Genomic DNA, 24,951 nt, shown 5'->3' on the forward strand with positions numbered 1-24,951 from the left:
CGGTCTCTCCCGGGTCGGGGCGCACCGGGCGGTGCGCGGGGCAGGGCGTGCCGCGAACCTATCAACGGAACTCGCGGAGCGTCGAGGGCCGTCCGCCCCGGCACGGAACTTTGTGCGCCCCGGGGGCAGACAACGCGGCCCGCGGCTCCTAGGGTGGGAGCAGACGAACCGTAAGCAACCTGATCGAAGGAGCCCGACATGCCCGAAGCACCCGTCTCGCAGCACGCCCGGTCGATGGCCGACGACGAGGGCGGGATGCCCGAGCAGCAGCAGAGCCCGCCGGGCCTGACCGCCGCCATGGACCCCGTGCCCGACCACGGGGAGTCCTCCTGGCAGGGCCGCGGCCGCCTCGAGGGGCTCAAGGCGCTGATCACCGGCGGGGACTCCGGGATCGGCCGGGCCGTGGCCATCGCCTTCGCCCGGGAGGGCGCCGACGTCGCGATCAACTACCTCCCCGAGGAGCAGGAGGACGCCCAGGACGTCGTCGGGTGGATCGAGAAGGCCGGCCGCACGGCCGTCCTGGTGCCCGGGGACCTGCGCGAGGAGCGCAGCTGCCAGGAGATCGTGGACCACGCGGTCGAGGGGCTCGGCGGGCTCAACGTCGTGGTGAACAACGCCGGGTACCACTGGGCCCGCGGCGAGTCCGGGCTGCAGGGGCTGCGCACGGAGGACCTGGAGCGCGCGGTGCGCACGAACCTCTACGGCACCCTGTGGATCAGCCGGGCGGCGCTGCCGCACCTGGGGCGCGGCGACAGCATCATCAACACCACCTCCGTGCAGGCCTACGACCCGTCCGCGACCATGATCGACTACGCCGCCACGAAGGCGGCCCTGAACAACGTCACCGCCAACCTCGCCGCCGACCTCGGCCCGGCGGGCGTCCGGGTCAACGCCGTGGCGCCCGGGCCCGTCTGGACCCCCCTGCAGCCGGCCACCAAGGAGCCGGAGGCGGTGGCGCACATGGGCCGGGACACCCCCCTGGGGCGCATCGCCCAGCCGGCCGAGCTGGCCGGCGCCTACGTCTTCCTGGCCTGCCCGGCCGAGGCGAGCTACGTCAGCGGCACCGTCGTCGGCGTCACCGGGGGACTGCCCGTCTTCTGAGCCGCGCCCCGACATCCCCCCGACGGAAGGAGCACCCCGTGCCGAAGACCGGCAAGGACGACCACGCCAAGAAGTCCGAGCTGCCCTCCACCCTGCAGCGCTCCGGGCGCAAGGCCCAGGACACCTTCGCCAAGACCTACGACTCGGCGCTGGAGGAGTACGGCGACGAGGAGCGCGCGGCCCGCACCGCCTACAGCGCGCTCAAGCACACCCACGAGAAGGTCGGCGACCACTGGGAGGCCAAGGAGGAGCCCGGCCCCTCCGACGAGCACGCCGCGGGCGGGCGGGACTCCGGGGCGCGGACCGCGGGAGGCGTGGACGCCAACGCCTCGAAGCAGCACCTCTACGACGTGGCGAAGCGGCTCGGCGTGGAGGGCCGCTCCTACATGACCAAGAAGGAGCTGGTCGAGGCCATCCGGAAGGCCAACGACGCCGCGACGCGCCGGGCGCGCGGGGACTGAGCCGCCCGGCGCGGTGCTCAGAGGACGCCGAGCAGCCCGCGCACCAGGGTCACGCCGCCGCCGAGGCCGGCGAGCACGAGCGCGGTGGTGCGGGCCGCGCTCAGCGGCACGCGGCGGGCGACGACCCCGCCGATCCGCACGCCCAGCACCACGGTGAGCACCACCCCGGGCGCCACCCACCACGGGGGCAGTCCGCCCGTCCCGGCGGCCCCGAGCAGCGTCTTGGTGAGCACGGACAGGGCGCCCATCGTCATGAACACCGGCTGCAGGGTCGCGGCGAAGGAGCGCTGCTCCCAGCGGGCCAGCCGGGAGTGGATGACCATGACCGGCGCGGCCACCCCGGCCGTGGTGTTGAAGAACCCGCCGATCGTCCCGGCGAGCACCGTCGGCAGCCGGCCCGGCCACTCGGGCAGGCGGGGGAGGCCGAACATGGTGGTGAGGGCCAGCAGCACCACGCCGCCGACCACGACCTGCAGCCAGGCCGCCGGCAGCTCGCGGACCAGGAGCGCGGCCGGCACGGCGCCCACGGCCGCGGCCGGGGCGATCAGCGCGAAGCGCCGCCAGTCGACGTGCCGCCACACCGAGAGCATGATGAGGAACCCGGAGACCGTCGTGGTGGCGTTGGTGACGAGCACCCCGGTGGCGGGTCCCAGCAGCAGCGCGAGGGTGGGCGCGACGACGAGCCCGACCCCGGTGCCCGAGACGCGCTGGAGCGCCGAGCCCACGAGGACGGCGAGGGCGGCGACGACGACGAGTTCCACAGGCCCCATTCTGCGCCCCGGCCGCGGCCGCCCCGCCCGGCCCGCCGGCGTCGTTGGCGTTCCCCCGGGTGATAAGTATGCTTGCGGCCATGCGAGGTCCCTCCCGGGGGACGACGTCCAGTGAAAGGTGCGCCATGAGCATCACCCGAGACCTGATCATCGACGGCGCGCACGTGCCCGCCCTCAGCGGCCGCACCGCCGAGGACATCAACCCCTACACGGGCGAGGTCTTCGCCACCGTCGCCGCCGGCGGTCCGGAGGACGTGACCCGCGCCGTCGACGCCGCGGCGTCGGCCGCGGAGGAGTGGGCGGGCACCACCCCCAGCGCCCGGCGGCGGATCTTCCTGCGCGCGGCCGACCTGCTGGAGGAGCGCATCGAGCAGGGCGCCGAGATCATGGCCCAGGAGGTGGGCGGCGTCCGCGGCTGGGCCGAGTTCAACACCCACCTGGCCGCCAACATCCTGCGCGAGGCCGCCGGCGCCACCACCCTGCCCCAGGGTGAGGTGCTCGCCACCGACATGCCGGGCGTGCGCTCGATGTCCGTGCGCCGGCCCTACGGGGTGGTCGCGGCGATCTCGCCCTGGAACGCCCCGTTCATCCTCGGCATGCGCTCCATCGCCGTGCCCCTGGCCGTGGGCAACACCGTGGTGCTGAAGCCCAGCGAGGACGCCCCCCTGGCGTGCGGGCTGTTCCTGGCGGACGCCCTGGTCGACGCCGGACTGCCCGCCGGCGTGCTCAACGTGGTCACCAACGACCGCGCGGACGCCGCGGAGGTGGTCTCCACGCTGATCGCCGACCCGCGGGTGCGGATCGTGAACTTCACCGGCTCCACCGCCGTGGGCCGCACCGTCGGCACCCTCGCCGCGCAGCACCTGAAGCCGGCGGTGCTCGAGCTCGGCGGGAAGAACAGCCTGGTGGTGCTCCGGGACGCGGACCTCGACTACGCCGTGGACGCCGCGGCCTTCGGCGCCTACATGAACGCCGGGCAGATCTGCATGTCGGTGGACCGGGTGCTCGTGGACCGGAGCATCGCCGAGGAGTTCACCGAGCGCTTCGCGCGCAAGGTGCAGGACCTGCCCACCGGCGACCCGACCGACCCGGGCACCGTGATCGGCCCGGCCGTCAACGCCCGCTCGGCCGCACGGCAGTACGCGCTCATCGACGACGCCGTGGCCAAGGGCGCCGTGCTCCGGGCCGGCGGGCACCGGCTGGAGAACTCGCTGGTCCCCGCGACCGTCCTCACGGACGTGACCCCCGAGATGGACATCTTCCACGACGAGATCTTCGGCGCCGTCACCACCGTGTTCGAGGTGGACGGCCCGGACGAGGCCGTGGAGTTCGCCAACAGCACCAACTACGGGCTCACCGCCGGTGTCATCACCGAGAACCTGGGCGAGGGCATCGCGGTGGCGCAGCGGCTGAGGACCGGCATCGTGCACGTCAACGACCAGTCCGTGGCCGACGAGCCGCAGGCGCCCTTCGGCGGGATCCAGGAGTCCGGGTACGGGAAGTTCGGCGGTCAGGCCGGTGTGGAGTCCTTCAGCGAGCGGCGGTGGATCACCGTCCAGGAGGAGGGCCACGCCCGGTTCCCGTTCTAGGCGCCGGCGGAGCACCCGTGACACACCAGGAGGACGGCATGGGCCGCACGGCCGGGCAGCTGCGGGAGGTCGCCGCGTCCCGCTTCGGCATCGAGGAGTTCCGCGAGGGGCAGCTCGAGGCCATGGAGGCGGCGGCCGGGGGCCGGGACGTGCTGGCGGTGATGCCCACCGGCCACGGCAAGTCCGCGATCTACCAGGTGGTGGCCGCCGCCCTGCCCGGCACCGCGGTGGTGGTCTCCCCGCTGATCGCCCTGCAGCACGACCAGGTCGAGGCGATCAACGAGGCCCTCGGCGCGGAGGCCGCCTTCGCGCTGAACTCCCGGGTCGGCGCCCGCCGCGAGCGCGCGGCGTGGGCGGCGGTGGAGGACGGGCGGGCGACGTTCCTGTTCCTCGCCCCCGAGCAGCTGGCCCGCGAGGAGACGGTCGAGCGTCTGGCCGCCCACCGGCCGTCCCTGTTCGTGGTGGACGAGGCGCACTGCATCTCCTCGTGGGGCCACGACTTCCGCCCCGACTACCTCGTGCTCAGCGAGACCGTGGAGCGGCTGGGCCACCCGCCCGTGGTCGCGCTGACCGCCACCGCCTCGCCGCACACCCGCGCCGAGGTCGTGGAGCGGCTGGGCATGCGGGACCCGCTGGTGATCGTGCAGAGCTTCGACCGCCCCAACATCGAGCTGCGGGTGGTGCGCCACCACGAGGCCGCGGACAAGCGGCGGGCCCTGCTCCGGCAGGTCGAGGGCCTGGTCGGGCCAGGCCTGGTCTACGTGGCCACCCGCAGGGAGACGGAGGAGTACGCCGCCGAGCTGCGCGAGCGCGGGGTGCGCGCCGAGGCGTACCACGCCGGGCGCCGGCAGCCGGAGCGGGAGGACGTGCACGCCCGCTTCCTCGACAGCACCCTCGACGTCGTGGTCGCCACCACCGCCTTCGGGATGGGCATCGACAAGCCGGACGTGCGGTTCGTGGTGCACGCGGACATCCCCGACTCCCTGGACAGCTACTACCAGCAGATCGGGCGCGCCGGCCGGGACGGGGCTCCCGCCCTGGCCGTGCTGCACTACCGCTCCGAGGACCTCGGCCTCCAGCAGTACTTCGCCGGTGCCGCCCCCGATCCGGGGGACCTGGAGAAGGTCTTCCGGGCGGTCCGGCGCGAGGGCCCGGTGCGTGCGCGCGAGCTGCGGGAGCGCACCGGCCTGGGCCCGCGCGCCCAGGCCCGGGCCCTGCACCTGCTCGAGCACAGCGGCGGCGTCCGGGCCGAGCGCCGGGGCTACCGGGCCGCCCGCGGCGCCGCGGCCGGCCCCGCGGTGGCCGCCGCCCTCGAGGACGCCGAGGCGCAGCACCGGATCGACCGGTCCCGGATCGAGATGATGCGCGGCTACGCCGAGACCGACGGGTGCCGGCGGGACTGGCTGCTGAACTACTTCGGCGAGGAGACCGACGGGTGGTGCGGCAACTGCGACCAGTGCGCGGAGGAGGGCTCCGCGGCCGAGGCCGAGGAGCGGGCCGCGGCCACCCCGCACGGCTGGGAGATCCAGACCCCGGTCGCTCACCGCGAGTGGGGCCACGGGATCGTGATGGGCGCGGAGCCGGACCGGATCACGGTCCTGTTCGACTCGGTGGGCTACAAGGAGCTCTCCCTGCGGCTGATCGAGGAGCGGGACGGGCTGCTGGTGCACGAGCGGGGCGGGAGCGCGTAGCGTTGCCCGCATGGACGACGCCGTTCCCGAGATCGTCAGCACCACCTGCTGCGTGGTGGGCGGCGGACCGGCCGGGCTGATGGCCGGGGTGCTGCTCGCGCGCCAGGGGGTGGACGTGGTCGTGCTGGAGAAGCACGCCGACTTCCTCCGCGACTTCCGCGGGGACACGATCCACCCCTCCACCACGGAGCTCATGGCCGAGCTCGGCTGGCTGGACGGCTTCCTGCGCCTGCCGCACACGCGGGTGGACCGGGCGAGCATCGGGCTCGGCGGGGAGAGCGTCGTCGTCGGCCGCTTCGACCGCCTGCCCGTCCGGTGCCCCTTCATCGCGTTCATGCCGCAGTGGGACTTCCTCGACTTCCTCGCCGACCGGGGCGCGGAGCTGCCCTCCTTCCGGCTCCTGCGCTCGACGCCCGCCGACGGACTGCTCGTCGAGGACGGCCGCTGCGCCGGCGTCACCGCCCGCGACCGCGCCGGGGCACCCGTGCACGTGCGCGCCGAGCTGGTGCTGGCCACGGACGGCCGGGACTCCGTGCTGCGCGAGGCCGCCGGGCTGCGGCCGGTCGCCTCGCCCTCGCGGATGGACGTCCTGTGGTTCCGGGTGCCCCGGGTCCCGGGCGGCGAGGCGCCGCTGTTCAACGCCGGTGACGGCGCGGTGGTCGCCCTGAACCGGGGGGAGTACTGGCAGGCGGCCCTGATCATCCCGGCCGGCCAGCACGACGCGATGCGGCGGCAGGGGGTCGAGGCCCTGCGCGAGCGCGTGCGCGCGATCGCCCCGGCGCTGGCGGAGGGCCTCGCCTCGCTCGAGAGCTGGGACCAGGTGCGGCTGCTGCGGGTCCGGGTGGACCGGCTGCGCCGCTGGTGGCGCCCCGGGATCCTGTTCCTCGGGGACGCCGCCCACGCGATGTCCCCGGCCGGCGGGGTCGGCGTGAACCTCGCGATCCAGGACGCGGTCGCCGCGGCCAACCTCCTCGGGCCGCGGCTGCGGGAGGGGGGAGTGCGGAACCGGGACCTGGCGCGCGTGCAGCGACGGCGCGCGTGGCCGGCCCGGGCGACCCAGCTGTTCCAGCTCGTGCTGGCCCGCCGGCTCGTGCCCGGGGGCGGCCCCCCGAGGCCGCCGCTGCCGGTGGGCCTGGTGCGGGCGCTGCCCGTCCTGCCGCACCTGGCCGGGCGGTTCATCGGCCTGGGCCTGCGCCCGGAGCACGTCCGCCCCCGGGCCCGCACCCGGGGCCGGGCGCGGGGCGGACGAGCGCAGGGCGGATGAGCGCGGGGGAGGACCAGCGCGCCCGTGTGGACGCACCCCACGTCGCCCCGCTCAACGCGCTGGTCCGGGGGTGGCGGGCGGACGGGCGGTTCGTGCCGTGGGTCGACCCCGACGGCGGCGGCACCGGCGCCCGCGTGCTCGTGCTCATGGAGGCGCCCGGCCCGGCCACCGTGGCGGCCGGGGACCTGGGCTTCAGCTCGGAGGACAACCCCGGCCCCACCGCCCGGCTGTTCCGGGCCCTGCGCGAGGAGTCCGGGCTGGCGCGCGGTGACTACCTGCGCTGGAACGTGGTGCCCTGGGCGCTATACGACGCCGCGGGCCGGCACCGTCCGCCGCGGGCCGACGACCTCGCGGCGGCGGAGCCCGCCCTGCGGGAGCTGCTCGCGGCCCTGCCCGAGCTGCGCGTCGTCGTGACGTTCGGCGCCCCGGCGCTGACCGGGATGATGCGGCTGCTCACCCTGGCGGAACCGCGGCGGCTGCTGCCCGTGCTCGGCGTCCCGCACCCGTCGCCGCGCAACGGGCACCGCCGGGCCGAGACGCGGCAGCGGATCCTGGTGGCGCTGCGCACGGCCGCCGGCGCCGCCCGCGCCGCGGGCGTCACGGGCGCGGGCTGAGCCGGTCCACCACGGCCAGGAGGCTCTCCAGGATCGTGTGCCGCTGCGCGCTGCCGTCCGGCAGCAGCCCGATCGACGCGTTGTGGTAGAGCCCGTCGCCCATCTGCTGCACGGCGGTGGCGACCACGGGGTCCCCCACGTCGGCGAGGACCAGCGCGTACCACGCCTCCCCGAGCCGCTGCAGGCTCGCCCGGGCGTTCTCGTCCCCGGACTGGGCCAGCCGGGAGGCCACGACGAGGGCCCGGTCCAGCTGGCTGTCCTCGAACAGCGACGTGACGAGGAAATACCGCGCGGCGCCCTCCGGCGCCGCGGCCATCGCCTCGAGGTCCAGCTGCAGGAGCTCCTCCAGCCGCTGCAGCGTGGCGTCCACGAGGGCCCGGCGGTGCGGGAAGTGGTAGAGCAGCCCGCCCTTGGACACGCCCGCGGCGCCGGCGACGGCGTCGAGGGTCGCGGCGCGCTCGCCCTCGGCGAGGACGAGCTGCTCGAAGGCGGACAGGAGCTTGTCCCGGGCCGCGGGTGGGCGGGGCATGTGAGGAAGACCTCCCTGGATCGGACGTTCCGCCCATTGTGCCAGCCCCTCGATAACTGTACCGTCTAGACGGTACAGTTATGGAGCTGTGCGACCCGATCCGACTCCCGGAGGTGAACCATGACCACTCTGCTGACGCCCCGCCCCACGGCCGGCGCGCGCGAATGGGCCGCGCTCGCGGTCCTGATGATGCCTGTCCTGCTCGTGTCGGTGGACAACACCGCGCTGAGCTTCGCCCTGCCCACCATCTCCCAGGCGCTGCGCCCCACCGGCGAGCAGCTGCTGTGGATCGTGGACGTCTACCCCCTCGTCCTCGCGGGCCTGCTCGTGCCGATGGGCACGCTGGGGGACCGGATCGGGCGGCGCCGGCTGCTGCTGATCGGCGGGACCGGGTTCGCCGCCGTCTCCGCGGCCTCGGCCTTCGCGCCCACCGCCGAGGCGCTCGTCGCGGGACGGGCCGCCATGGGCTTCTTCGGCGCCATGCTGATGCCCGCCACCCTGTCGCTGCTGCGCAACATCTTCCTGGACCCCGCCCAGCGGCGGATCGCCATCGCGGTGTGGGCCGGCGGGTTCAGCGGGGGCGCCGCGCTGGGCCCGATCGTCGGCGGCTTCCTGCTCAACCACTTCTGGTGGGGCTCGGTGTTCCTGATGTCCGTGCCGGTGCTGGTCCCGCTGCTGGTGCTCGGGCCGCTGCTGGTCCCGGAGTCCCGCGACCCGCGCCCGGGGCCGGTGGACGTGCCGTCCGTGCTGCTCGCCATGCTGGCGCTGACCCCGGTGGTCTACGGGATCAAGGCGGCCACCGCCTCCGGCGAGCTCTTCCACGGCCTGCTCAGCGCCGCCTTCGGCGTGCTCGCGGGTCTGCTCTTCGCCCGCCGCCAGGCCGCCCTGGAGCACCCGGTGCTGGACCTCGGGCTGTTCCGGTCCCCGGAGTTCACGGGCGGGGTGACCGTCAACGTGCTGGGCAACGTGGGCCTCTACGGGTTCCTGTTCATGCTCACCCAGTACCTGCAGCTCGTGGTCGGCCTCGACCCGATGGCCGCGGGCCTGACCATGGTGCCCGGCCTGGCCCTGACCGTCCTCGCCGGCTTCCTGGCCGTGCGGGCGGTGCGCCGCTTCTCGGCGCGCACCGTGATCACCGCGGGCATGCTGGTGTCCTCGGTCGGCTTCCTCGTGGTCGCCCTGGCGGAGCTGTCCGCCCCGGCGGGGCCGCTGGTGGTCCTGGCGGCCTTCTGCCTGGTCGGCACCGGGATCGGCTTCGCCGAGACGCTGTCCAACGACCTCGTGCTCACGGCGGCCCCGCCGCACAAGGCCGGCGCGGCCTCGGCGATCTCCGAGACCGGCTACGAGGTCGGCGCGGTGCTGGGCACGGCGGTGCTCGGCGGGCTGCTGACCGCCTTCTACCAGACCCACCTCGAGCTGCCGGAGACCCTGGGTGCCGGCCCGTCCGCCGCCGCGCACGAGACCCTCGGCGGTGCCGTGGAGATCGCCGAGGGCGCCGGGGCCCTGGGTCCGGCCGTGCGGGACGCCGCGTTCGGCGCGTTCACCGCGGGCATGCACTGGACGGCCGTGGTCATGGCGGTGCTGGTCGCCCTGGCGGGGGTCACGGTCGCCCGCGTGCTGCGGCCAGCCACGCGCTGAGCAGCTCCGCGTCGATCCGGCCGGCCCGCAGCCCCACGTGCCCGTCGGGGCGCACCACCGTCCCGCCCTCGCCCGGGCGGTCCTCGAGCCGGTGGACGTGCACCTGCGGCCCCGGCGTGCCCGGTTCCGCGCCGAGGGCCGCGGCGTCCGGCTCCGGGGCCGAGCGCTCCAGCAGGACGTGGAAGCCCGGGGCCGCCGTGAGCCCGTGCAGCCGCACGGCCCGGCCGCCACAGCGCACCAGTGCGTCCGGGAGGCGGTCGCCGGGCCGCGGCGTGCCGTGCGCCCGCCCCGACGTCACGGAGAGCGGGCTGCCCCGGTGGCGGACGTGGAACTGGGCGAGCACGCCCATCCCCGCCGCCGTCAGCCGGGACCACCCCGGCAGCGCCGGCGCGGCGGAGGCGGCCAGCGGGGCGACCCGGCCGCGCAGGGCGCGGGGCAGGGGCCCGGTGCCCGCCTCGCCCCAGAACAGCGCGTGCGTCAGGGCCAGCACCTGCCGGTCCGCGGGGCGGCGCTCCTGCTCGTAGGTGTCCAGCAGCACCTCCTGCGCCGGGCCCCCGGGAACCGCGGCCGTGGCGCAGGCCAGCTTCCAGCCGAGGTTCAGCGCGTCGAGGATGCCGGTGTTCATGCCCTGCCCGCCGGCGGGGGAGTGGGCGTGGGCGGCGTCTCCCACCAGGAACACGTCGCCCTGCCGGAAGCGCCCGGCGAGGCGGTGCTCGAGCCGGACCCGGGCGGACCACGCCGTCCGGAGCCTGCGGACGGGCAGCCCCGAGGCGTCGAGCACGGCCTGCAGCTCCTCCTCCGGCACGGGCGGGCCCGGCTGCCCGAACGGCGCCCCGGAGGACGAGGAGCGGGCGGTGGCCAGCAGCCGCCACGGCGCCCGGTCCCCGATCGCGGCCAGGAGCACCAGTCCACCCGCCGCGGGCGCCACGTGGGCCCGCCCCGGGAGCAGGCCCTCCAGCTCGAGGTCGGCCAGCAGGATCTCCTGCCGGTACGGCCGGCCGCGCCAGGCCACCCCGGCGGTGGTGCGCACGGTGCTGGCCGGGCCGTCGCACCCGGCCAGCCAGCGGAAGGACGCCTCCTCGAGCGCCCCGTCGCGGTGCAGCACGGCCCGCTCCCCGCTGCGCCCCACGAACTCGGTGCCCCGCTCCACGGTCACACCGCGCCGGTCCAGGGCCGCCCGCAGCACGGCCTCCACCTCGGCCTGGCGGACCAGCACGGGGTGCGGGAACGCGGTGCCCGGGAGGATGACGTCCTCGAACCGGGCCGTGACCACCCGCGGGCCCAGGTGCAGATCCACCACCGGGGCGGTGTCGGCGCGGGTGAGCAGCTCGTCGACGACCCCGAGCGGGCGCAGCCCCTCGAGGGTGCGCGGGTGCAGGACCAGGGCCCGGGACGGGCGGAACTCCTCGGCCCGGCGCTCGACCACGCGCACCCGCGCCCCGCAGTCGTGCGCCTGCAGGGCCAGGGCCAGGCCGCTCGTGCCCGCCCCGACCACGAGCACGTCGGTGGGGTCCTCCGCCCCGGCCTCCGGGGTCATGGCGCCGGGGGCGGGTCCACCGCGGTGAGCGCGCCCCGCGCGGGGCCGCCGTGGCCCGCCGGCAGGTCCGGCGCCGGGAGCACCTCGACGCGGGACCGCCGGAGCCGGCGGACGGGCCCCGGGAGGCCCGCGGACGGGCGGACGGTCGTCTGCGCTGTGCGTGGTGCTGTCATCGGATGATCCGCCTCCGGCTCGGGGACGTCCGGCCTCCAGGGTAGGTCCGTGGACTCCGACCCGTGCCCCGACCTGGGAAGTCGTCGATTTGTTGCGCCGGCCGCGGCGGTGCCCGGGCGCGCCGCGGCCGGCGCGGACGTAGGCTCGGCCTGCCGGGTCCCGTCCCGGCCCGTGCCGGGAGGAACGATCGCGATGACACCGCAGGAGCTGTTCGAGGACGCCGCCCGCCGCCCGTCCCAGGTGGCGCACGAGGTGCTGGAGGGCATCCCGCTCGGGGCCCTGCACACCATGCCCGGCGGGACCTCCAACTCCGTGGCGTGGCTGGTCTGGCACGCGGCCCGGCAGCAGGACGCGCAGGTGGCCCGGCTGGCCGGCACCGAGGAGGTGTGGTCCGGCCGGGGGTGGAACGAGCGGTTCGGTCTCGATCTGCCCGACGACTCGATGGGCTTCGGCCACCGGCCGGAGGACGTGGCCCGCGTCCGGGTGGCGTCCGCGGAGCTGCTCCAGGACTATCTCGACGCGGTCGTCGAGCGGACCGTGGACTACGTGCGCGGGCTCACGGACGCACAGCTCGACGAGGTCGTGGACCGGTCCTGGGACCCGCCCGTCACCCGGGGGGCGCGCCTGGTCAGCACGGTCGACGACGCCGCCCAGCACCTCGGCCAGGCCGCCTACGTCCGGGGCCTGGTCGACGACGGGTGGTCGGGGCCGTACTGACGGGTTCCGGGCCCCGTCCGGTGCCGGCGGGGCCGGTGCCAAGCGCTTGCCTTTGCATCAAGACGCCGTGTGACAAGGCGCCGATGTGGGGACGGGGCTTTCCTCGGTGGTCACTCTCCGTTCGCTTAAGCTGAGCACGCTGGGTCCCAGCACCTCGTCTCGCCACTCCGTTCCTGCCGTCGCCGTCGGCGACTCCCTGGGGGAAACACCACCATGCCCCGCGACTCCTCTCGCCGTCCGCCCACCGCCGGCCTGCGCCGGCGCGCCTCCTCACCGGTCACCGCCCTCACCGCGTTCTCGGCGCTGGTCGCCGTCAGCGTGGCGGTCAGCTCCGGCATCGCCCCCGACGCCGGGACCGGGCGCGGCTCGGCCTTCGGCACGCCCTCGGACCCGGCGGAGCAGGTGGAGCGCACGGAGAGCCGGTGGAGCCTGATGGCCGCCGGACCGGAGCGGCCGGGTCCGGCCGGGCCGCTGCGGGAGGACCGCTCGGTCTCCCCGGTCCGGGACGGCGGTGCCGGTGAGGGCTCGTGGCGGGAAGGGGCCGGGCGCGGCGAGGGCGGCCGGCCCGGAGCCTCCACCGTGCGCCCGGGACGGCAGCCGCCGCGGCTCTACCAGGGGGAGCTGCCCGTCAACACGCTCATCGCCCCCACCTCCCCGGGCGCCGTGCTGTCCGGCGGGCAGTTCGGCTGGCGGATCGCCCCCGACCGCGGCGGGCGGGAGTTCCACAACGGCACCGACGTCTCCGCCCCGGCGGGCCTGCCGGTCGTGGCGGCCCTGGAGGGCGAGGTGACGGCCGTGTTCTGGGACGTGTGGGGCGGCAACCGCGTGGAGGTCACCCACGCGGACGGGCTGCGGACCACCTACAACCACCTCGAGGACGTCCGGGTGCGGGTCGGGGACCGGCTGGCGGCCTCCGAGCAGCTGGGCGCGGTGGGGGCCACGGGCGTGCGCGTCACCGGCCCGCACCTGCACTTCGAGACCTGGGTGGACGGGCAGGCCGTGGACCCGCAGTCCTTCGACTGGGTCGACGGCATGCGCGTGATCCCCGCCTCCCGCAGCAAGTACTCCCTGGAGGTCCCCGTCCCGGAGGCCGCCGCCGACGAGCGGGCCGCTGCGGAGCGGAGGACGGACGCCGAGCATAAGGCGGCCGAGCAGAAGGCCGCCGCCGACCGGAAGGCCGCAAAGCAGAAGGCCGCGGAACAGAAGGCCGCCGCCGACCGGAAGGCCGCGGAGCAGAAGGCGGCCGAGCAGAAGGCCGCCACTGACCGGAAGGCCGCTGAGGAGAGAACAGCCGCCGACGGAGTTCCCGCGCAGCAGGAGGCGGCGGGCAACAAGGCGGAGGACCGAACCGACGATCAACGAACTGAACCGCGCAGGGACGCGGCGAGCCTGGCGGCGGAACAGGCTGCAGCTGCTGAGCGTGCGGCGGCCGAGCGAGCTGCTGCTGCCGAGCGTGCGGCGGCCGAGCGAGCGGCGGCCGAGCGAGCCGCTGCTGCCGAGCGTGCGGCCGCCGAGCAGGCGGCTGCGGAGAAGCTGGCGGCAGAGCAGGCCGCGGCAGCGCGGGAGGCGGCGAAGAAGGCCGCTGAAGAGGAGGCCGCCGAAGAGAAGGCGGACGCCGGCGATGGGCCGGCGCGGGCGCCGGCCCGGGAACCGGGTGTGGCGCCTCTCGTGGCGGACACGGTGCGGGACACCGACAAGGACGGGACTCTCGACGTCCATGAGGACGACATCGACGGCGACAAGAAGTCCAACGACGTCGACGACAACATCGACGGCGACGAGTTCCTCAACGACGTCGACCCCGACCTGGACGGCGACGGCCTGCGCAACCAGGCCGATCCGGACATGGACGGGGACGGGTTGCCCAACGACGAGGACGACGACCGCAGGCGACCTGCCCCCCGCGCGGCCGCGCCCGGGGCCGGCGACGGCGTCGTACCCGTCGAGGAAGCGGACCCGACCGAGACGGCCGTCGTCGACCCGGCGGTCCCGGTCGCCGACCCCGGCGCCGGAGTCCCGGCCCCCTGACCCCGGGCCGCCGCCCGTGTCCGGGGGGCTGCCCGGAGTTATCCAGGAGTGACGCGGCCCCCGGTCCGCACGGCACGGGGGCGCACTAGAATTCTGCCGCCGGTGTTCGGATTTCCGTGCGGGGGTGATGGGCATGGCCACCACGCACCGGAGGGTCCCGGAGGACACGACCGCCCGGACGCTCCAGGAGCTGGCGGAACGACTGACGGGGCGCATGGTCGCACCTGGCGACCCCGAATACCACCGTGCCCGGCGGTCCTGGAACGGCCTGCTGGACCTCCGCCCCCGCGCGGTCGTGCGGGCCGGCTCGGTGCGGGACGTCGATCTCGCCGTGGCCGCCGCGCAGCGCGTGCGCCTGCCGTTGGCGGTGCGCGGCGGGGGGCACGGGGTCACCGGGCCCGGCGACCTCGAGGACTGCCTGCTGCTGGACCTCGGGCGGCTGCGGCAGGTCGTGGTCGACCCGGCGAACCAGCTCGTCAGCGTGGAGCCGGGCACCACCGTCGGCGGCCTGGACCGGGCGACCACGGCCCACGGGCTCGCGGTCCCGCTGGGGACGGTCAGCACGGCGGGGGTCGCGGGCCTCGCGCTCGGCGGGGGCATGGGCTGGCTGACCCGCAGCAGCGGGCTGACCCTGGACAGCCTCGACTCCGCGGACGTCGTGACCGCCGCGGGGGACCACCTGCACGCCAGCGAGGAGGAGAACCCCGAGCTGTTCTGGGGGCTGCGCGGGGGAGGGGGCAACTTCGGGGTGGTGACCTCCCTGACCTTCGGCGCCCGCAGGATGCCGGCCCTCGTGCTCGCGGGCGGCCTCCGCTACCGCCGGCCACGCTGGGCGCACGCCCTGCGGGCCTTCGCCCGGTGGGCGCACGACCTGCCCGACGAGCTGAACCCCATCGTCACCTTCGGGATCGGGCCTCCGGGGGGCGCGGCGGGTGAGGAGACGTCCATGACGGTGCAGTTCTGCTGGGTCGCGGAGGACCACGTCGCCGGCCGGGCCCTGGTCGACGAGCTGCGGACGGACGCCCCGCCGGATGCGGAGGACGTGGCGGCGGTGCCGTGGCTCGCCTGGCAGGGCGCCCGGGACGACGTCTTCCCCCGGGGCTCGCGCGGGCGCTGGCAGAACCTGCCCCTCGGCCGGCTGGACGACGAGGTCGTGGACGTCCTCGTGCGCCTGGCGTCCGGGATCACCGACCGGGGCGCCGGCCTCGACCTCCAGCGCCTGGGGGGTGCGTTCGGGCGGGTCGCCGAGGAGGCCACGGCCTTCCCCAACCGCTCCGCCCCGTACCGGCTGACGGCCCGCGCCGTGCGGCAGCACCCCGGGGAGGACGCGCGTCTCACCGCGTTCACCCGGGCGGTCCACGAGCAGCTGCAGCCGTTCGCCGAGCACGGCCAGTACCTCGACCTCCTCGGCCCCGGCTCCGCGTCGGCCGGGGACCCGGCCCGGGCCGTGCGCCAGGTGTACGGCCAGGAGAAGCTCCAGCGGCTGGTCCGCCTCAAGGACCGCTACGACCCGGGCCACCTCTTCCGGCCGGACCTCGACGTGGCGCCGAGCCGCCGCTGAGCCGGCGGGCCCGGCCGCGTCATCTTGCGCGGCAACTCGGTCCGCGCCCTTCCCCGGGATCCGGCCGGGCACTACGGTCGGGGCATCCGGTCCCGGCGCCGAGAGGTGAAGCGCATGCCGCTCTACGAGTACCGCTGCCCCGCGTGCGGGGTGTTCGAGCTGCTGCTGGGCATGGGCACGGCCGGGCGGGAGGCCTCCTGTCCCGGGTGCGGGACCCCGGCGCGCCGGCTGCTGGGCGCGCCCGGGCTCTCCCGGGCCGGGTCCGCCGAGGCGCGGCTGATCGAGCGCACCGAGGCCACCGCGAGCGAGCCGGGCGTCGTCGCCGCCCCGCCGCCCGGGCCCCGGCGGCCCGCCCGGCACAGCACGAACCCCCTCCACCGCAGACTTCCCCGCCCCTGAGGGGCACCGCACCGTCCGCCACGCTCACCAGGAGGCACGTCATGCCGGAGCTCATCTTCCCCCTCGACTCCTCGCGGCCCTTCGAGGACCAGCAGCTCGTCGGGCACAACCGCTGACACCCCGAGATCCCCCCGGTGGCGACCGTGCGGCCCGGGGACACCTTCCGGGTGCACTGCCGGGAGTGGTTCGACGGCGCGATCGTCAACGACGACTCCGCGCAGGACGTCCTCGACGCTCCGCTGCGGACCGTGCACAAGCTCTCCGGCCCGTTCGCGGTGGAGGGGGCCCGGCCGGGCGACCTGCTCGTGGTCGACATCCTCGACGTCGGGCCGATCCCGCAGGAGGACTCCGGGCCGCTGGCCGGACAGGGCTGGGGCTACACCGGGATCTTCGCCCGCAGCAACGGGGGCGGCTTCCTCACCGACCGGTTCCCGGACGCCTACAAGGCGGTCTGGGACTTCCGCGGCCAGACGGCCACCTCCCGGCACGTCCCGGAGGTGTCCTTCACGGGCATCGTCCACCCGGGCCTGATGGGGACCGCGCCCTCCGCGCAGCTCCTGGCGCGGTGGAACGAGCGCGAGGGCGCGCTCATCGCGACCGACCCGGACCGCGTCCCGCCCCTCGCGCTGCCCCCCGAGCCGCGGGACGCGCTGCTGGGCGGGGTCCCGGACTCGGACGTGGACCGGGTGGCGGGGGAGGCCGCCCGCACCGCCCCGCCGCGGGAGAACGGCGGCAACCAGGACATCAAGAACCTCACCAGGGGCACCCGCGTGTTCTACCCCGTGTTCGTGGACGGCGCGAACTTCTCGGTGGGGGACCTGCACTTCTCCCAGGGCGACGGCGAGATCACCTTCTGCGGCGCCATCGAGATGGGCGGGTTCATCGACTTCCACGTGGATATCATCCCGGGCGGCATGGAGACCTACGGGGTCTCGGAGAACGCGATCTTCCTGCCGGGCAACACGGACCCGCAGTACAGCGAGTGGATCTCCTTCTCCGGCACCTCGGTCACCCTGGACGGCGAGCAGCGCTACCTCGACGCGCAGCTGTCCTACCAGCGGGCCTGCCTGCACGCGATCGACTACCTCACGAAGTTCGGGTACTCCCCGGAGCAGGCGTACCTGCTGCTCGGCGCCGCGCCGATCGAGGGCCGCTTCTCCGGGGTGGTGGACATCCCCAACTCGTGCGCGACCGTCTACATCCCCACCGCGATCTTCGACTTCGACGTCCGGCCCTCCGCGGCCGGGCCCCACCAGGTGGACCGCGGCATGGGCGCGCCCCACGCGGCGGCCTGACCCGGGCGGGCGCGAGCCCCTCCGGCTACTCATCGCGTCCGCCGCGGGCCGGGGCGGGATCAGGGCAGGAGGTCCTGCTCCGTCCAGGACGTGGGCAGGTGCCCGCCGGCGGGCAGCAGGACGAGCCTCGCCGAGGGCAGGCGCTCGGCGAGGCGGCGCGCGTGGGCGGGCGGGACCACGTCGTCGTCCTCGGCGTGGACCACGACGATCTCCAGGTCCGCGAGCCGGCGGCCGACCGTGGGCGGCAGCGGGAAGCCGGGGGCGTTCCAGTCGGGGTCCTCCGCGTCCCAGAACGGGGCGGCCACGGTCACGACCCGCTGCAGCAGCGTGGGGATGCGGTGGCACAGGAAGCGCAGGGCCTCCGTCCCGCCGAGGGAGTGGCCCACGATCACCCACGGCTCGTCCGGGATCGCGCGCACGGCCCGCCCGATCGCCTCCTGCCACAGCTCGGGGTCGGGGTCGTCGGGGCGGGGCAGGTCGGGGGCGACGACGTCGGCCTCGGGCCACTGCTGGCGCACCGCCTCGAGGAGCGGGTTGCCGCCGGGGGCGGGCTGGGGGCCGGCACCGTGCAGGAAGAGGATGCGCTGGACCATGGTCACCTCGGGGACGGGGGCGACGGCGGACGCCGCCTGTTCCAGCGTCCCCGCCGCCGCGGCGGGGTGTCAAGAGTCCCGTGCCGCTCCCGGGGCCGCGGCGAGGAGCGGCAGGCCAGGGCCCTCCAGCCGGTCGAGGGCGGCGGTGCGGCCGGTCAGCAGCAGCAGGAGCGCCTCCATGGTCCCCCGGACCTCCGGGCCCTCGCCCGCCCGCCAGGCGACGTCGGTGGCCACGAGCGCCAGCCCGCGCAGCCGCCGGCGGGCCCGGAACGGGAACGGCATCGACCACACCCGCTCCGCGGCCACCCGGGCGGCCTCGGGCGGCATGGCGCGGCGGCGTCCCAGGGGCAGGGCGATGTCCTGGGTGTGGACCAGCACGTCCAGCAGCGGTTCCCGGGTGCTCGTGCCCGGTGGGTGCCGCCTCGACCCGTCCAATCGCCGGTAGTCGGCCACGATCTCCGCCGCGGACCGCCGGGCGCGGTCCCGGGCGTCGAGGTACATCGCCCGGTCGAAGTCGCCGCGCCCGCGCCACAGCGCCCGGACGAGGTCGGCGGGACCGTACTGCGCCGAGGAGATGACGTGGGCGGCGACGTCCCGCACGGCCCAGCCCGGGCACAGGGTGGGGTGGTCCCACTCCGGCGGGCTCAGCGTCTCGAGCAGGTCCGCCAGCGCGGAGCGCTCGCGGTGGACGGCGTCCCAGATGGCGTCGCGGTCCATGGTAATCTCCCCCAAAGGTCAGCTTTCCTGACTAAATTTTCCGGCGGTGGACGCCGTGCTGTCAAGGGGTGGGGGATGCACGAGGAGACGGGCACGAACACGGGGCTGCTGCTGTACTACCCGTACCGGGACATGGAGATCCGGGTGATGGAAGCCCTGCACGCCGGCGGGTTCGAGGACCTCTCCTACGCCCAGGCCCGGATCTTCCAGCGCATCGACCCCCAGGGCTCCCGGCCGGCCCGGCTGGCCGAGCAGGCCCGCGTGACCAAGCAGACCGCCAGCGTGCTCGTCCAGGCCCTCGAGCAGGAGGGCTACGTGGAGCGCCGCCCCGATCCGGCCGACGCCCGGGCCCGGGTCGTGACGATCGCCGCCCGTGGCCGGGCGGCCCAGGCCGTCGCGGCGGCCGTGGTCGCCGAGGTGGAGGCGCAGTGGTGCCGGCGACTGGGCGCGCGCCGCTACGCCGAGCTGCGCCGGGCGCTCGCCGAGCTGCACGAGGACCCCGTCACCCGCTGACCCCGGCGCCGCCCCGGCGCCCTCCGCCACCGTGCGGGCACGGGGCGACCGCGGGCCCGCGTGGTCGCCCGTGGCGCGGAGGCTCCGGCACGCCACAATGGGACCATGACCGACGCCGCCCAGCAGCCCAGGAGCAGCCGCGCCTACTGGACCGTGGAGCCCGGCCGGGGCGAGCTGCGCACCGCGCCGCTGCCCGCCCCGGGCCCCGACGACGTCCTGGTGCGGACGCTGCGCTCCGGGATCAGCCGCGGCACGGAGCGGCTCGTCCACCGCGGCCTCGTCCCGGCGCGCGTGCACGAGCGCATGCGGGCCCCCTTCCAGGAGGGGGCGTTCCCGGGGCCGGTGAAGTACGGGTACCTGTCGGTCGGCGTTGTGGAGCGGGGCCCGGAGCAGCTCGTGGGCCGGCGCGTGTTCGCGCTGCACCCCCACCAGGACCGCTACGTGGTCCCCGCCGCGGACGTGACCCCGGTGCCCGACGGCGTGCCCTCCGACCGGGCGGTGCTCGCCGGACCGGTGGAGACCGCCGTCAACGCGCTGTGGGAGGCGGCGCCGCGCTTCGGGGACCGCGTGGCCGTGGTCGGCGCCGGGATGATCGGGGCCTGCGCGGCGGCGCTGCTGGCCCGGTTCCCCCTCGCCCGGCTCCAGCTCGTGGACCCGCAGCCGTCCCGGGCCGGGCTCGCCCGCGCGCTCGGCGTGGAGCACGTGCGCCCGGGGGACGCGGCGGGGGAGTGCGACGTCGTCGTGCACGCCTCCTCCACCGCCGCGGGGCTGGCCCGGGGGCTCGAGCTGCTCGGCGACGAGGGCGAGCTGATCGAGATGTCCTGGTACGGCGACGAGGACCCCGCGGTGCCCCTCGGCGCGGACTTCCACGCCCGCCGGCTGCAGATCCGCGCCAGCCAGGTGGGGGTCGTCGCCCCGTCCCGCCGAGCCCGCCGCACCCCCGCCGACCGGCGCGCCGCCGCGCTGGAGGCCCTGCTCGACGCCCGCTTCGACGCCCTGCTCACCGGGAGCTCGCCCTTCGAGGAGCTGCCCGCGACGATGGCGCGACTCGCCGGGAACGCCCCGGAGGCGCTGTGCCACGTGGTGCGCTACGACTGACGACCGACCGCCCGACCCGAGGAGCACCGTGTTCACCCTGACCGTCCGAGACCACATCATGATCGCCCACAGCCTCCCGGACCCCTTCTTCGGACCGGCTCAGGCCCTGCACGGAGCCACCTTCGCCGTGGAGACCACCTGGTCCCGGCCCGTGCTCGACGAGCACGGCGTGGTCATGGACATCGGCGTGGCCTCCGGGCTGCTCTCGGGTGTGCTCGACGGGCTGCGCTACCGCAACCTCGACGAGCACCCGGACTTCGCGGGCCGCCTGTCCACCACGGAGGTCGTCGCCCAGCACGTCGCCGAGCGGCTCGCCGCCGGGGCGGCCGGGATCACGGGGCTCGAACGGCTGACCGTGACCCTGCGGGAGAACCCCGACGCGTGGGCCTCCTACACCCTCGAGCTGCCCGTGCTGAGCGAGCGCGGCGGGCCCGCCCCCCGGTGAGCACGAGCCCCGCGGTGGTCGACGTGGTGGTGCCCGACGACGGCGGCCGGCCCACCGGCGGCTCGCTCTACGACCGCCGGCTCGTGGCGGCGCTGGGTGCGCTCGGCCGCCCGGCCCGGCTCGTGCCGGTGGCCGGGGACTGGCCCGCCGCCGGCGCCCGGGACCGGCTGCGCACCGCGCTGGGCGGGCCCGTCCCCGGGAGGACGGTCGTGCTCGACGGCCTCGTGGGCTGCGCGGCACCGGAGGACGTCGACGCCGCCGTGCGCCGCGGCGTGCCCGTGCACCTGCTGGTGCACCTGCCGCTGCCGGCCGAGACCGGCCTGGACCCGGCGCTGGCCGCGCGGCTCGCCCGGGCCGAGGCCGCCGCGCTCGCGGCCGCCACCGGGGTGCTCACCACGAGCACCTGGGCGGCCCGCGACCTGTTCCGCCGCTACGGCACCACGGGCGTGGCGGTGGCCGAACCGGGGGCGCCCCGGGGCCCGGTGTCGGCCGGGTCGGCCGTGCCGCGCCTGGTCTGCGTCGGGTCCCTGACCCCGCGCAAGAACCAGCTGCTCCTGCTGCAGGCCCTCGCCCCGCTCACCGGACCCGCCTGGACCCTCGAGCTCGTCGGCCCCGCGGGCGGTCCCGCCTACGGGCAGCGGCTCCGGGCCGCCGTGCGCGGCCTTCCCGACCCCGCCCGCGTGCGCTTCCGCGGCCCCCTGCGCGGTGCCGCGCTGGAGCGGCTGTGGGCCGGCGCGGACCTGCTGCTGCTGCCCTCGGGCGCCGAGACCTACGGCATGGTCGTCACCGAGGCGCTCGGCCACGGCGTGCCCGCGGTGGTGGGGGCCGGCACCGGCGCCGTCGAGGCGCTCGACGGCGCACCGGGACCGGGGGGCGCGCACGGTGCCGGCTCCCCGGTCGGCCCCGGCTCCCGTGGTGCTCCCGGCTCTCCGGACCGGCCTCCCGGCCGGGCCGGCGCCGCCCTCGCCCCCGACGACCCGTCCGCCTGGACCGGGGTCCTCCGCGCCTGGCTGACCGACCCGGCCCTGCGCGCACAGTGGCGCGCCGCGGCGCTGGCCCGCCGCGCCCGTCTGCGCGGCTGGGAGGACACCGCCCGCGACGTCCTGGCGGCGATCGGGGAGCCCCGGGACCGGCCGGACCAAGGCGCGCAGGACCGCCGCCGCGACACCGCGCTCCGCCACGACACCGGGCAGGCCACATCAACCGGCCACGCCGCGTCCACCGCCACCGACCACGCCGCGTCCATCGCCACCGACCACGACACCGCACGCACCAGGAGACCGTCATGACGAAGCACTCCGCACCCCGCCGGCCCGTCGCCGGCGACTGGCTGGCCCTGCGCGGGCCCGCCGACGCCGCGGCCCGCGAGGACTCCCTGCCGCTGGTCGCCCGTCTCGTCCGCCACTGGGCGGAGCAGCCGCCGGCCGGTGAGCCCGGCGCCGCGGGCGCCGAGCCGCTCGTGGTCGTGGACCTCGGCGCCGGGACGGGCGCGAACCGGGCCTGGCTGGCCCGCCGCCTCCCCGGCCCCCAGCGCTGGGTCCTGCTCGACCACGACCGGGAGCTGCTCGAGCAGGCCGTGGCCGCCGCCCGGGAGGAGGGGGCCGACGTCGTGCCCGTCCTCGCCGGGGTCGAGGAGCTCGGCCGGGTGCTCGCGGAGCATCCGGGGGCCCGGCGGCTCGTGACGTGCTCCGCCCTGCTCGACCTGCTGACCCGGGAGCAGGTGCGGGACCTGGCCCGGGTGCTGGCCGCGGCGGCCGTCCCGGCGCTGTTCGCCCTGACCGTCGACGGCGAGGTCCTGATCGACCCGCCCCACCACCTGGACCCCTCGGTGCTGGGGGCCTTCGAGGACCACCAGCACCGCGGCGAGCTCGCCGGCACGGACGCCGTGCGGCTGGCCGCGGAGGCCCTGCGCGGGCAGGGCATGGTCGTGGACGTGGTCCCCACCCCCTGGTGGATCTCCGACCAGCCGTGGGCCCGTCCCCTCCTGGAGCGGTTCCTCACCGACCGTGCGGACGCCGCCGTGGAGCACCGGCCCGACCTCACGGCCGAGGCGCACGCCTGGCTGCGGACCCGCCTGGTGGACTGTGCCCGGGGACGGCTGCGGGCCACGGTCGGGCACGCGGACGTGCTCGCCCTCCCGCCCGTCAGCTGAGGCCGCGGGCGGTCCGCTCCAGCCACAGCACGTCCCGCCCGAAGGACACCAGGAGCAGGGCCAGGGCCGCCGCCGTGGCCGCGGCGGCGAGCGGCAGGGGAACCACCGGGAGCAGGGCGCCGAGGAGCACCCCGCCCTGGATCCCCGCGACCACCCGGCGGTAGGACGAGAAGGGCAGCGGCCGGCGCCAGGGCGGCCGGGCCCGCAGGCCCAGCAGGAACAGGTAGCGCAGCGCGCCGATCAGCAGCACCCACCACGCCCCGGGCAGGCCGAGCCGGGCGGCCACGGCCAGGGCCAGGACGAGCAGCAGCACGGCGTCGACCTCCTGGTCGAACCGCGCCCCGGCACGGGTGGCGGTGCCGGTGCGGCGGGCCACCCGGCCGTCGATCCCGTCGAGCAGCCAGGCGGGCAGGGCGACGGCGACCACCGCCCAGCACCAGTCCTCGGCGGGCCCCTGCACCCCGTCCACGAGCACGGGCGCCAGGCCCACGGGCAGCATGGCCGCGCACAGGGCGACCAGCACCGAGCGCGCCACCGTGACGCGGTCGGCGGGCCCGTAGGGCTCGGCCGTGCGGCGCACCGTGCTGCGCACCACCGCGCCCAGCACCGCGACGCCCGCCGCGGTCGCGACCGCCAGCACGGCGGCCGGCGCCTGCGTGGCCGTGCCGAGCACGGCGAGCCCGGCCCCGAGCCCCGCGAAGGCCAGGAGACCGTCCCGGCGCGCCGAGGGGCCGGACGTGGTGGAGCGGGCCAGCGGCATCGGTCGCCTTCCGGGTCGGGACCTTCATCCTGGGCGGGCGCGCCCGCCCCGTCAATCCGGGCCGCGGCCGGCCGTGGCTAGACTGCGCCCATGTCCGCCGAGACCGCACCGCCGCCCCGCGGTCGAGGAGCCCTCCGCCGGATCCTGCCGGCGGCCGCGCAGACCGTGGCCGGGCTCATCCTGCTGGCGGTGCTCTTCCGGGCCCTCGGCGCGGAGTCCGCCCGCAGCGCCGTGGGCGTGCTCAGCCCGCTCACCGTGGTCCTGGCGCTGCTCGCCGGGCTCGTGGCCACCGCGGCCCAGGCCCAGCGGTGGCGGCTCGTGGCCCGCAGCGGCGGGACGCGGATCGGTTTCCGCGAGGCCCTGGGCGAGTGCTGGGCGGCCGGGCTCGTCAACCTGCTCCTGCCCGGCGGCGTGACCGGGGACGCGGTACGGGTGCTGCGCCGGCGCCGGCGCGGCGACTCCTGGCCCGGGGCCGGGAGCTCCGTGGTGGGCGAGCGGCTGGCCGGGACCTCCGTGCTCCTCGCGGCCGGCGTCGTCCCGGCCCTGGCGGTCGGGCCCTGGGCGGCCGCGGCCCTCGGCGCCGGGGCCCTCGCCGTGGGGGCGGTCGCCTGGCGCGCCACGAGCGGCTCCCCGCCCCGGGACCGGGCCGCCGTGTGGTCCCTGTCGGTGCTGGTCTGGGCCTGCTACCAGGCGCTGTTCCTGCTGGCGGCCCTGCGCACCGCCCCGCAGGCGTCCCTGCCGGAGCTGTGGGGCACCACGGTGCTCGGCCTGGCCGGCATGTCGGTGCCCGTGGGCGTGGGCGGCTGGGGCCCGCGCGAGGGGGCCACCACCCTGGCCGCGACGGCCCACGGGCTGCCCGCCGCGACGGGCTTCACGATCTCCCTCGGCTACGGCCTGCTCACCCTGGTCTCCGCCCTGCCGGGAGCCGTGGTCCTGGCCGGCTGGCTCCTGCCCCGGCGCGTGGGGTCGCCGCGCGCCGGGTGAGCCGATCCGGCGGCGCCCGGGGCGCTCAACCGTCGGAGAAGGGTGGGAGGACGTCGAGGACGGCGGTGTCGGTGAGCACGGTGTGCGGGTCGGGGCAGGCGGTGCCGTCGAGGAGGTAGCTGGAGCGGGCCAGGACCTGGGCCAGGGGTGGTTGCCCGGGTGGGGGGTGGGGGTGGGTGCGGGCCAGGATCGCCTCCACCTGCCGGCGGGTGGTGGGCCGGTGCAGCGGGAGGGTGTCGCTGTCGGTGCCGGCCGCGGCGCGGGCGGCGGCGCAGTAACGGATCAGCACGGTGTCCTCTCAGCCGCCGATCGCGCTCAGCG

Annotated in this window: 24 protein-coding genes and 1 pseudogene; 18 read left to right on the forward strand and 7 right to left on the reverse strand. The window is 76.6% G+C overall.

The window, feature by feature from the left end; genetic code table 11:
• Nucleotides 1-198 precede the first annotated feature (198 nt).
• Both ACWCOM_RS14995 and ACWCOM_RS15000 read left to right on the forward strand, forming a co-directional pair.
• Nucleotides 199-1,101, forward strand: a complete 903-nt coding sequence (locus ACWCOM_RS14995; RefSeq protein ID WP_454549553.1) for an SDR family oxidoreductase — start codon at nucleotides 199-201, stop codon at nucleotides 1,099-1,101.
• A gap of 38 nt (nucleotides 1,102-1,139) precedes the next feature.
• On the forward strand, nucleotides 1,140-1,562 hold the full coding sequence (locus ACWCOM_RS15000; protein ID WP_454549554.1) for a ChaB family protein: 423 nt from the start codon (nucleotides 1,140-1,142) through the stop codon (nucleotides 1,560-1,562).
• A gap of 17 nt (nucleotides 1,563-1,579) precedes the next feature.
• Here ACWCOM_RS15000 and ACWCOM_RS15005 read toward each other — a convergent pair whose 3' ends face one another.
• Nucleotides 1,580-2,332 carry a TSUP family transporter gene (locus ACWCOM_RS15005; RefSeq protein WP_454549555.1) on the reverse strand — a complete coding sequence of 251 codons (753 nt, stop codon included), beginning with the start codon at nucleotides 2,330-2,332 and terminating at the stop codon, nucleotides 1,580-1,582.
• A 125-nt stretch (nucleotides 2,333-2,457) separates the two neighbouring features.
• Here ACWCOM_RS15005 and ACWCOM_RS15010 point away from each other — a divergent pair, with 125 nt between their 5' ends.
• From ACWCOM_RS15010 to ACWCOM_RS15025, 4 genes are read left to right on the forward strand one after another with little or no spacing between them, the layout of a single operon-like run.
• Nucleotides 2,458-3,921, forward strand: coding sequence for an aldehyde dehydrogenase family protein (locus ACWCOM_RS15010; protein WP_454549556.1), 1,464 nt, complete (start codon nucleotides 2,458-2,460; stop codon nucleotides 3,919-3,921).
• 38 nt (nucleotides 3,922-3,959) lie between these two features.
• A complete protein-coding gene (locus ACWCOM_RS15015) occupies nucleotides 3,960-5,612 on the forward strand; it encodes a RecQ family ATP-dependent DNA helicase (protein ID WP_454549577.1) in 1,653 nt (550 codons plus the stop codon).
• A 10-nt stretch (nucleotides 5,613-5,622) separates the two neighbouring features.
• On the forward strand, nucleotides 5,623-6,876 hold the full coding sequence (locus ACWCOM_RS15020; RefSeq protein WP_454549557.1) for an FAD-dependent oxidoreductase: 1,254 nt from the start codon (nucleotides 5,623-5,625) through the stop codon (nucleotides 6,874-6,876).
• Nucleotides 6,877-6,902: 26 nt separating this feature from the next.
• Nucleotides 6,903-7,490: a uracil-DNA glycosylase gene (locus ACWCOM_RS15025; RefSeq protein ID WP_454549558.1), complete on the forward strand. Its 588-nt coding sequence runs from the start codon at nucleotides 6,903-6,905 to the stop codon at nucleotides 7,488-7,490.
• Here the strand turns inward: ACWCOM_RS15025 and ACWCOM_RS15030 are convergent.
• Nucleotides 7,474-8,019, reverse strand: coding sequence for a TetR/AcrR family transcriptional regulator (locus ACWCOM_RS15030; protein ID WP_454549559.1), 546 nt, complete (start codon nucleotides 8,017-8,019; stop codon nucleotides 7,474-7,476). The two genes, ACWCOM_RS15025 and ACWCOM_RS15030, sit on opposite strands and share 17 nt — an antisense overlap.
• Nucleotides 8,020-8,139: 120 nt before the next feature.
• Between ACWCOM_RS15030 and ACWCOM_RS15035 the strand changes: the two genes are divergently transcribed.
• A complete protein-coding gene (locus ACWCOM_RS15035) occupies nucleotides 8,140-9,657 on the forward strand; it encodes an MFS transporter (protein WP_454549560.1) in 1,518 nt (505 codons plus the stop codon).
• Here the strand turns inward: ACWCOM_RS15035 and ACWCOM_RS15040 are convergent.
• The gene (locus ACWCOM_RS15040) at nucleotides 9,620-11,194 is read right to left on the reverse strand and encodes an FAD-dependent monooxygenase (protein WP_454549561.1); all 1,575 of its coding nucleotides are present in this window, start codon (nucleotides 11,192-11,194) and stop codon (nucleotides 9,620-9,622) included. The genes ACWCOM_RS15035 and ACWCOM_RS15040 overlap by 38 nt on opposite strands.
• 366 nt (nucleotides 11,195-11,560) lie before the next feature.
• Between ACWCOM_RS15040 and ACWCOM_RS15045 the strand changes: the two genes are divergently transcribed.
• The 5 genes and pseudogenes from ACWCOM_RS15045 (at nucleotide 11,561) to fmdA (ending at nucleotide 17,368) form a co-directional block, all read left to right on the forward strand.
• Entirely contained in the window at nucleotides 11,561-12,085 is a 525-nt protein-coding gene (locus ACWCOM_RS15045) for a mycothiol transferase (protein ID WP_454549562.1), read from the forward strand.
• A gap of 213 nt (nucleotides 12,086-12,298) precedes the next feature.
• Nucleotides 12,299-14,113, forward strand: a complete 1,815-nt coding sequence (locus ACWCOM_RS15050) for a M23 family metallopeptidase (protein WP_454549563.1) — start codon at nucleotides 12,299-12,301, stop codon at nucleotides 14,111-14,113.
• 133 nt (nucleotides 14,114-14,246) lie between these two features.
• Nucleotides 14,247-15,674: an FAD-binding oxidoreductase gene (locus tag ACWCOM_RS15055; RefSeq protein ID WP_454549564.1), complete on the forward strand. Its 1,428-nt coding sequence runs from the start codon at nucleotides 14,247-14,249 to the stop codon at nucleotides 15,672-15,674.
• A 114-nt stretch (nucleotides 15,675-15,788) separates the two neighbouring features.
• Complete coding sequence (locus ACWCOM_RS15060) at nucleotides 15,789-16,073, forward strand: FmdB family zinc ribbon protein (protein WP_454549565.1); 285 nt, start codon at nucleotides 15,789-15,791, stop codon at nucleotides 16,071-16,073.
• 41 nt (nucleotides 16,074-16,114) lie between these two features.
• Nucleotides 16,115-17,368: pseudogene (gene fmdA, locus ACWCOM_RS15065) on the forward strand (formamidase).
• Between the two features lie 59 nt (nucleotides 17,369-17,427).
• On the opposite strand, the gene ACWCOM_RS15070 reads toward fmdA, so the two are convergent.
• Both ACWCOM_RS15070 and ACWCOM_RS15075 read right to left on the reverse strand, forming a co-directional pair.
• Entirely contained in the window at nucleotides 17,428-17,961 is a 534-nt protein-coding gene (locus ACWCOM_RS15070) for an alpha/beta fold hydrolase (RefSeq protein WP_454549566.1), read from the reverse strand.
• 69 nt (nucleotides 17,962-18,030) lie between these two features.
• Complete coding sequence (locus tag ACWCOM_RS15075) at nucleotides 18,031-18,678, reverse strand: maleylpyruvate isomerase family mycothiol-dependent enzyme (RefSeq protein WP_454549567.1); 648 nt, start codon at nucleotides 18,676-18,678, stop codon at nucleotides 18,031-18,033.
• A gap of 75 nt (nucleotides 18,679-18,753) precedes the next feature.
• Between ACWCOM_RS15075 and ACWCOM_RS15080 the strand changes: the two genes are divergently transcribed.
• The 5 genes from ACWCOM_RS15080 (at nucleotide 18,754) to ACWCOM_RS15100 (ending at nucleotide 22,886) form a co-directional block, all read left to right on the forward strand.
• A complete protein-coding gene (locus ACWCOM_RS15080; protein WP_454549568.1) occupies nucleotides 18,754-19,191 on the forward strand; it encodes a MarR family winged helix-turn-helix transcriptional regulator in 438 nt (145 codons plus the stop codon).
• A gap of 105 nt (nucleotides 19,192-19,296) precedes the next feature.
• Nucleotides 19,297-20,289 carry a zinc-dependent alcohol dehydrogenase gene (locus ACWCOM_RS15085; protein WP_454549569.1) on the forward strand — a complete coding sequence of 331 codons (993 nt, stop codon included), beginning with the start codon at nucleotides 19,297-19,299 and terminating at the stop codon, nucleotides 20,287-20,289.
• A gap of 28 nt (nucleotides 20,290-20,317) precedes the next feature.
• Nucleotides 20,318-20,734, forward strand: coding sequence for a 6-pyruvoyl trahydropterin synthase family protein (locus ACWCOM_RS15090; protein ID WP_454549570.1), 417 nt, complete (start codon nucleotides 20,318-20,320; stop codon nucleotides 20,732-20,734).
• On the forward strand, nucleotides 20,731-22,023 hold the full coding sequence (locus tag ACWCOM_RS15095) for a glycosyltransferase family 4 protein (protein WP_454549571.1): 1,293 nt from the start codon (nucleotides 20,731-20,733) through the stop codon (nucleotides 22,021-22,023). The genes ACWCOM_RS15090 and ACWCOM_RS15095 overlap by 4 nt, the downstream gene beginning before the upstream one ends.
• Nucleotides 22,020-22,886 carry a class I SAM-dependent methyltransferase gene (locus ACWCOM_RS15100; RefSeq protein WP_454549572.1) on the forward strand — a complete coding sequence of 289 codons (867 nt, stop codon included), beginning with the start codon at nucleotides 22,020-22,022 and terminating at the stop codon, nucleotides 22,884-22,886. The genes ACWCOM_RS15095 and ACWCOM_RS15100 overlap by 4 nt, the downstream gene beginning before the upstream one ends.
• On the opposite strand, the gene ACWCOM_RS15105 is transcribed toward ACWCOM_RS15100, so the two are convergent.
• Nucleotides 22,879-23,646 carry a CDP-alcohol phosphatidyltransferase family protein gene (locus ACWCOM_RS15105; protein WP_454549573.1) on the reverse strand — a complete coding sequence of 256 codons (768 nt, stop codon included), beginning with the start codon at nucleotides 23,644-23,646 and terminating at the stop codon, nucleotides 22,879-22,881. The genes ACWCOM_RS15100 and ACWCOM_RS15105 overlap by 8 nt on opposite strands.
• Nucleotides 23,647-23,736: 90 nt before the next feature.
• Between ACWCOM_RS15105 and ACWCOM_RS15110 the strand changes: the two genes are divergently transcribed.
• The gene (locus tag ACWCOM_RS15110) at nucleotides 23,737-24,630 is read left to right on the forward strand and encodes a lysylphosphatidylglycerol synthase transmembrane domain-containing protein (protein ID WP_454549574.1); all 894 of its coding nucleotides are present in this window, start codon (nucleotides 23,737-23,739) and stop codon (nucleotides 24,628-24,630) included.
• 25 nt (nucleotides 24,631-24,655) lie between these two features.
• Here ACWCOM_RS15110 and ACWCOM_RS15115 read toward each other — a convergent pair whose 3' ends face one another.
• On the reverse strand, nucleotides 24,656-24,919 hold the full coding sequence (locus ACWCOM_RS15115; RefSeq protein WP_454549575.1) for a MoaD/ThiS family protein: 264 nt from the start codon (nucleotides 24,917-24,919) through the stop codon (nucleotides 24,656-24,658).
• Nucleotides 24,920-24,951 lie beyond the last annotated feature (32 nt).

Source organism: Kocuria sp. KH4 (assembly GCF_053711175.1).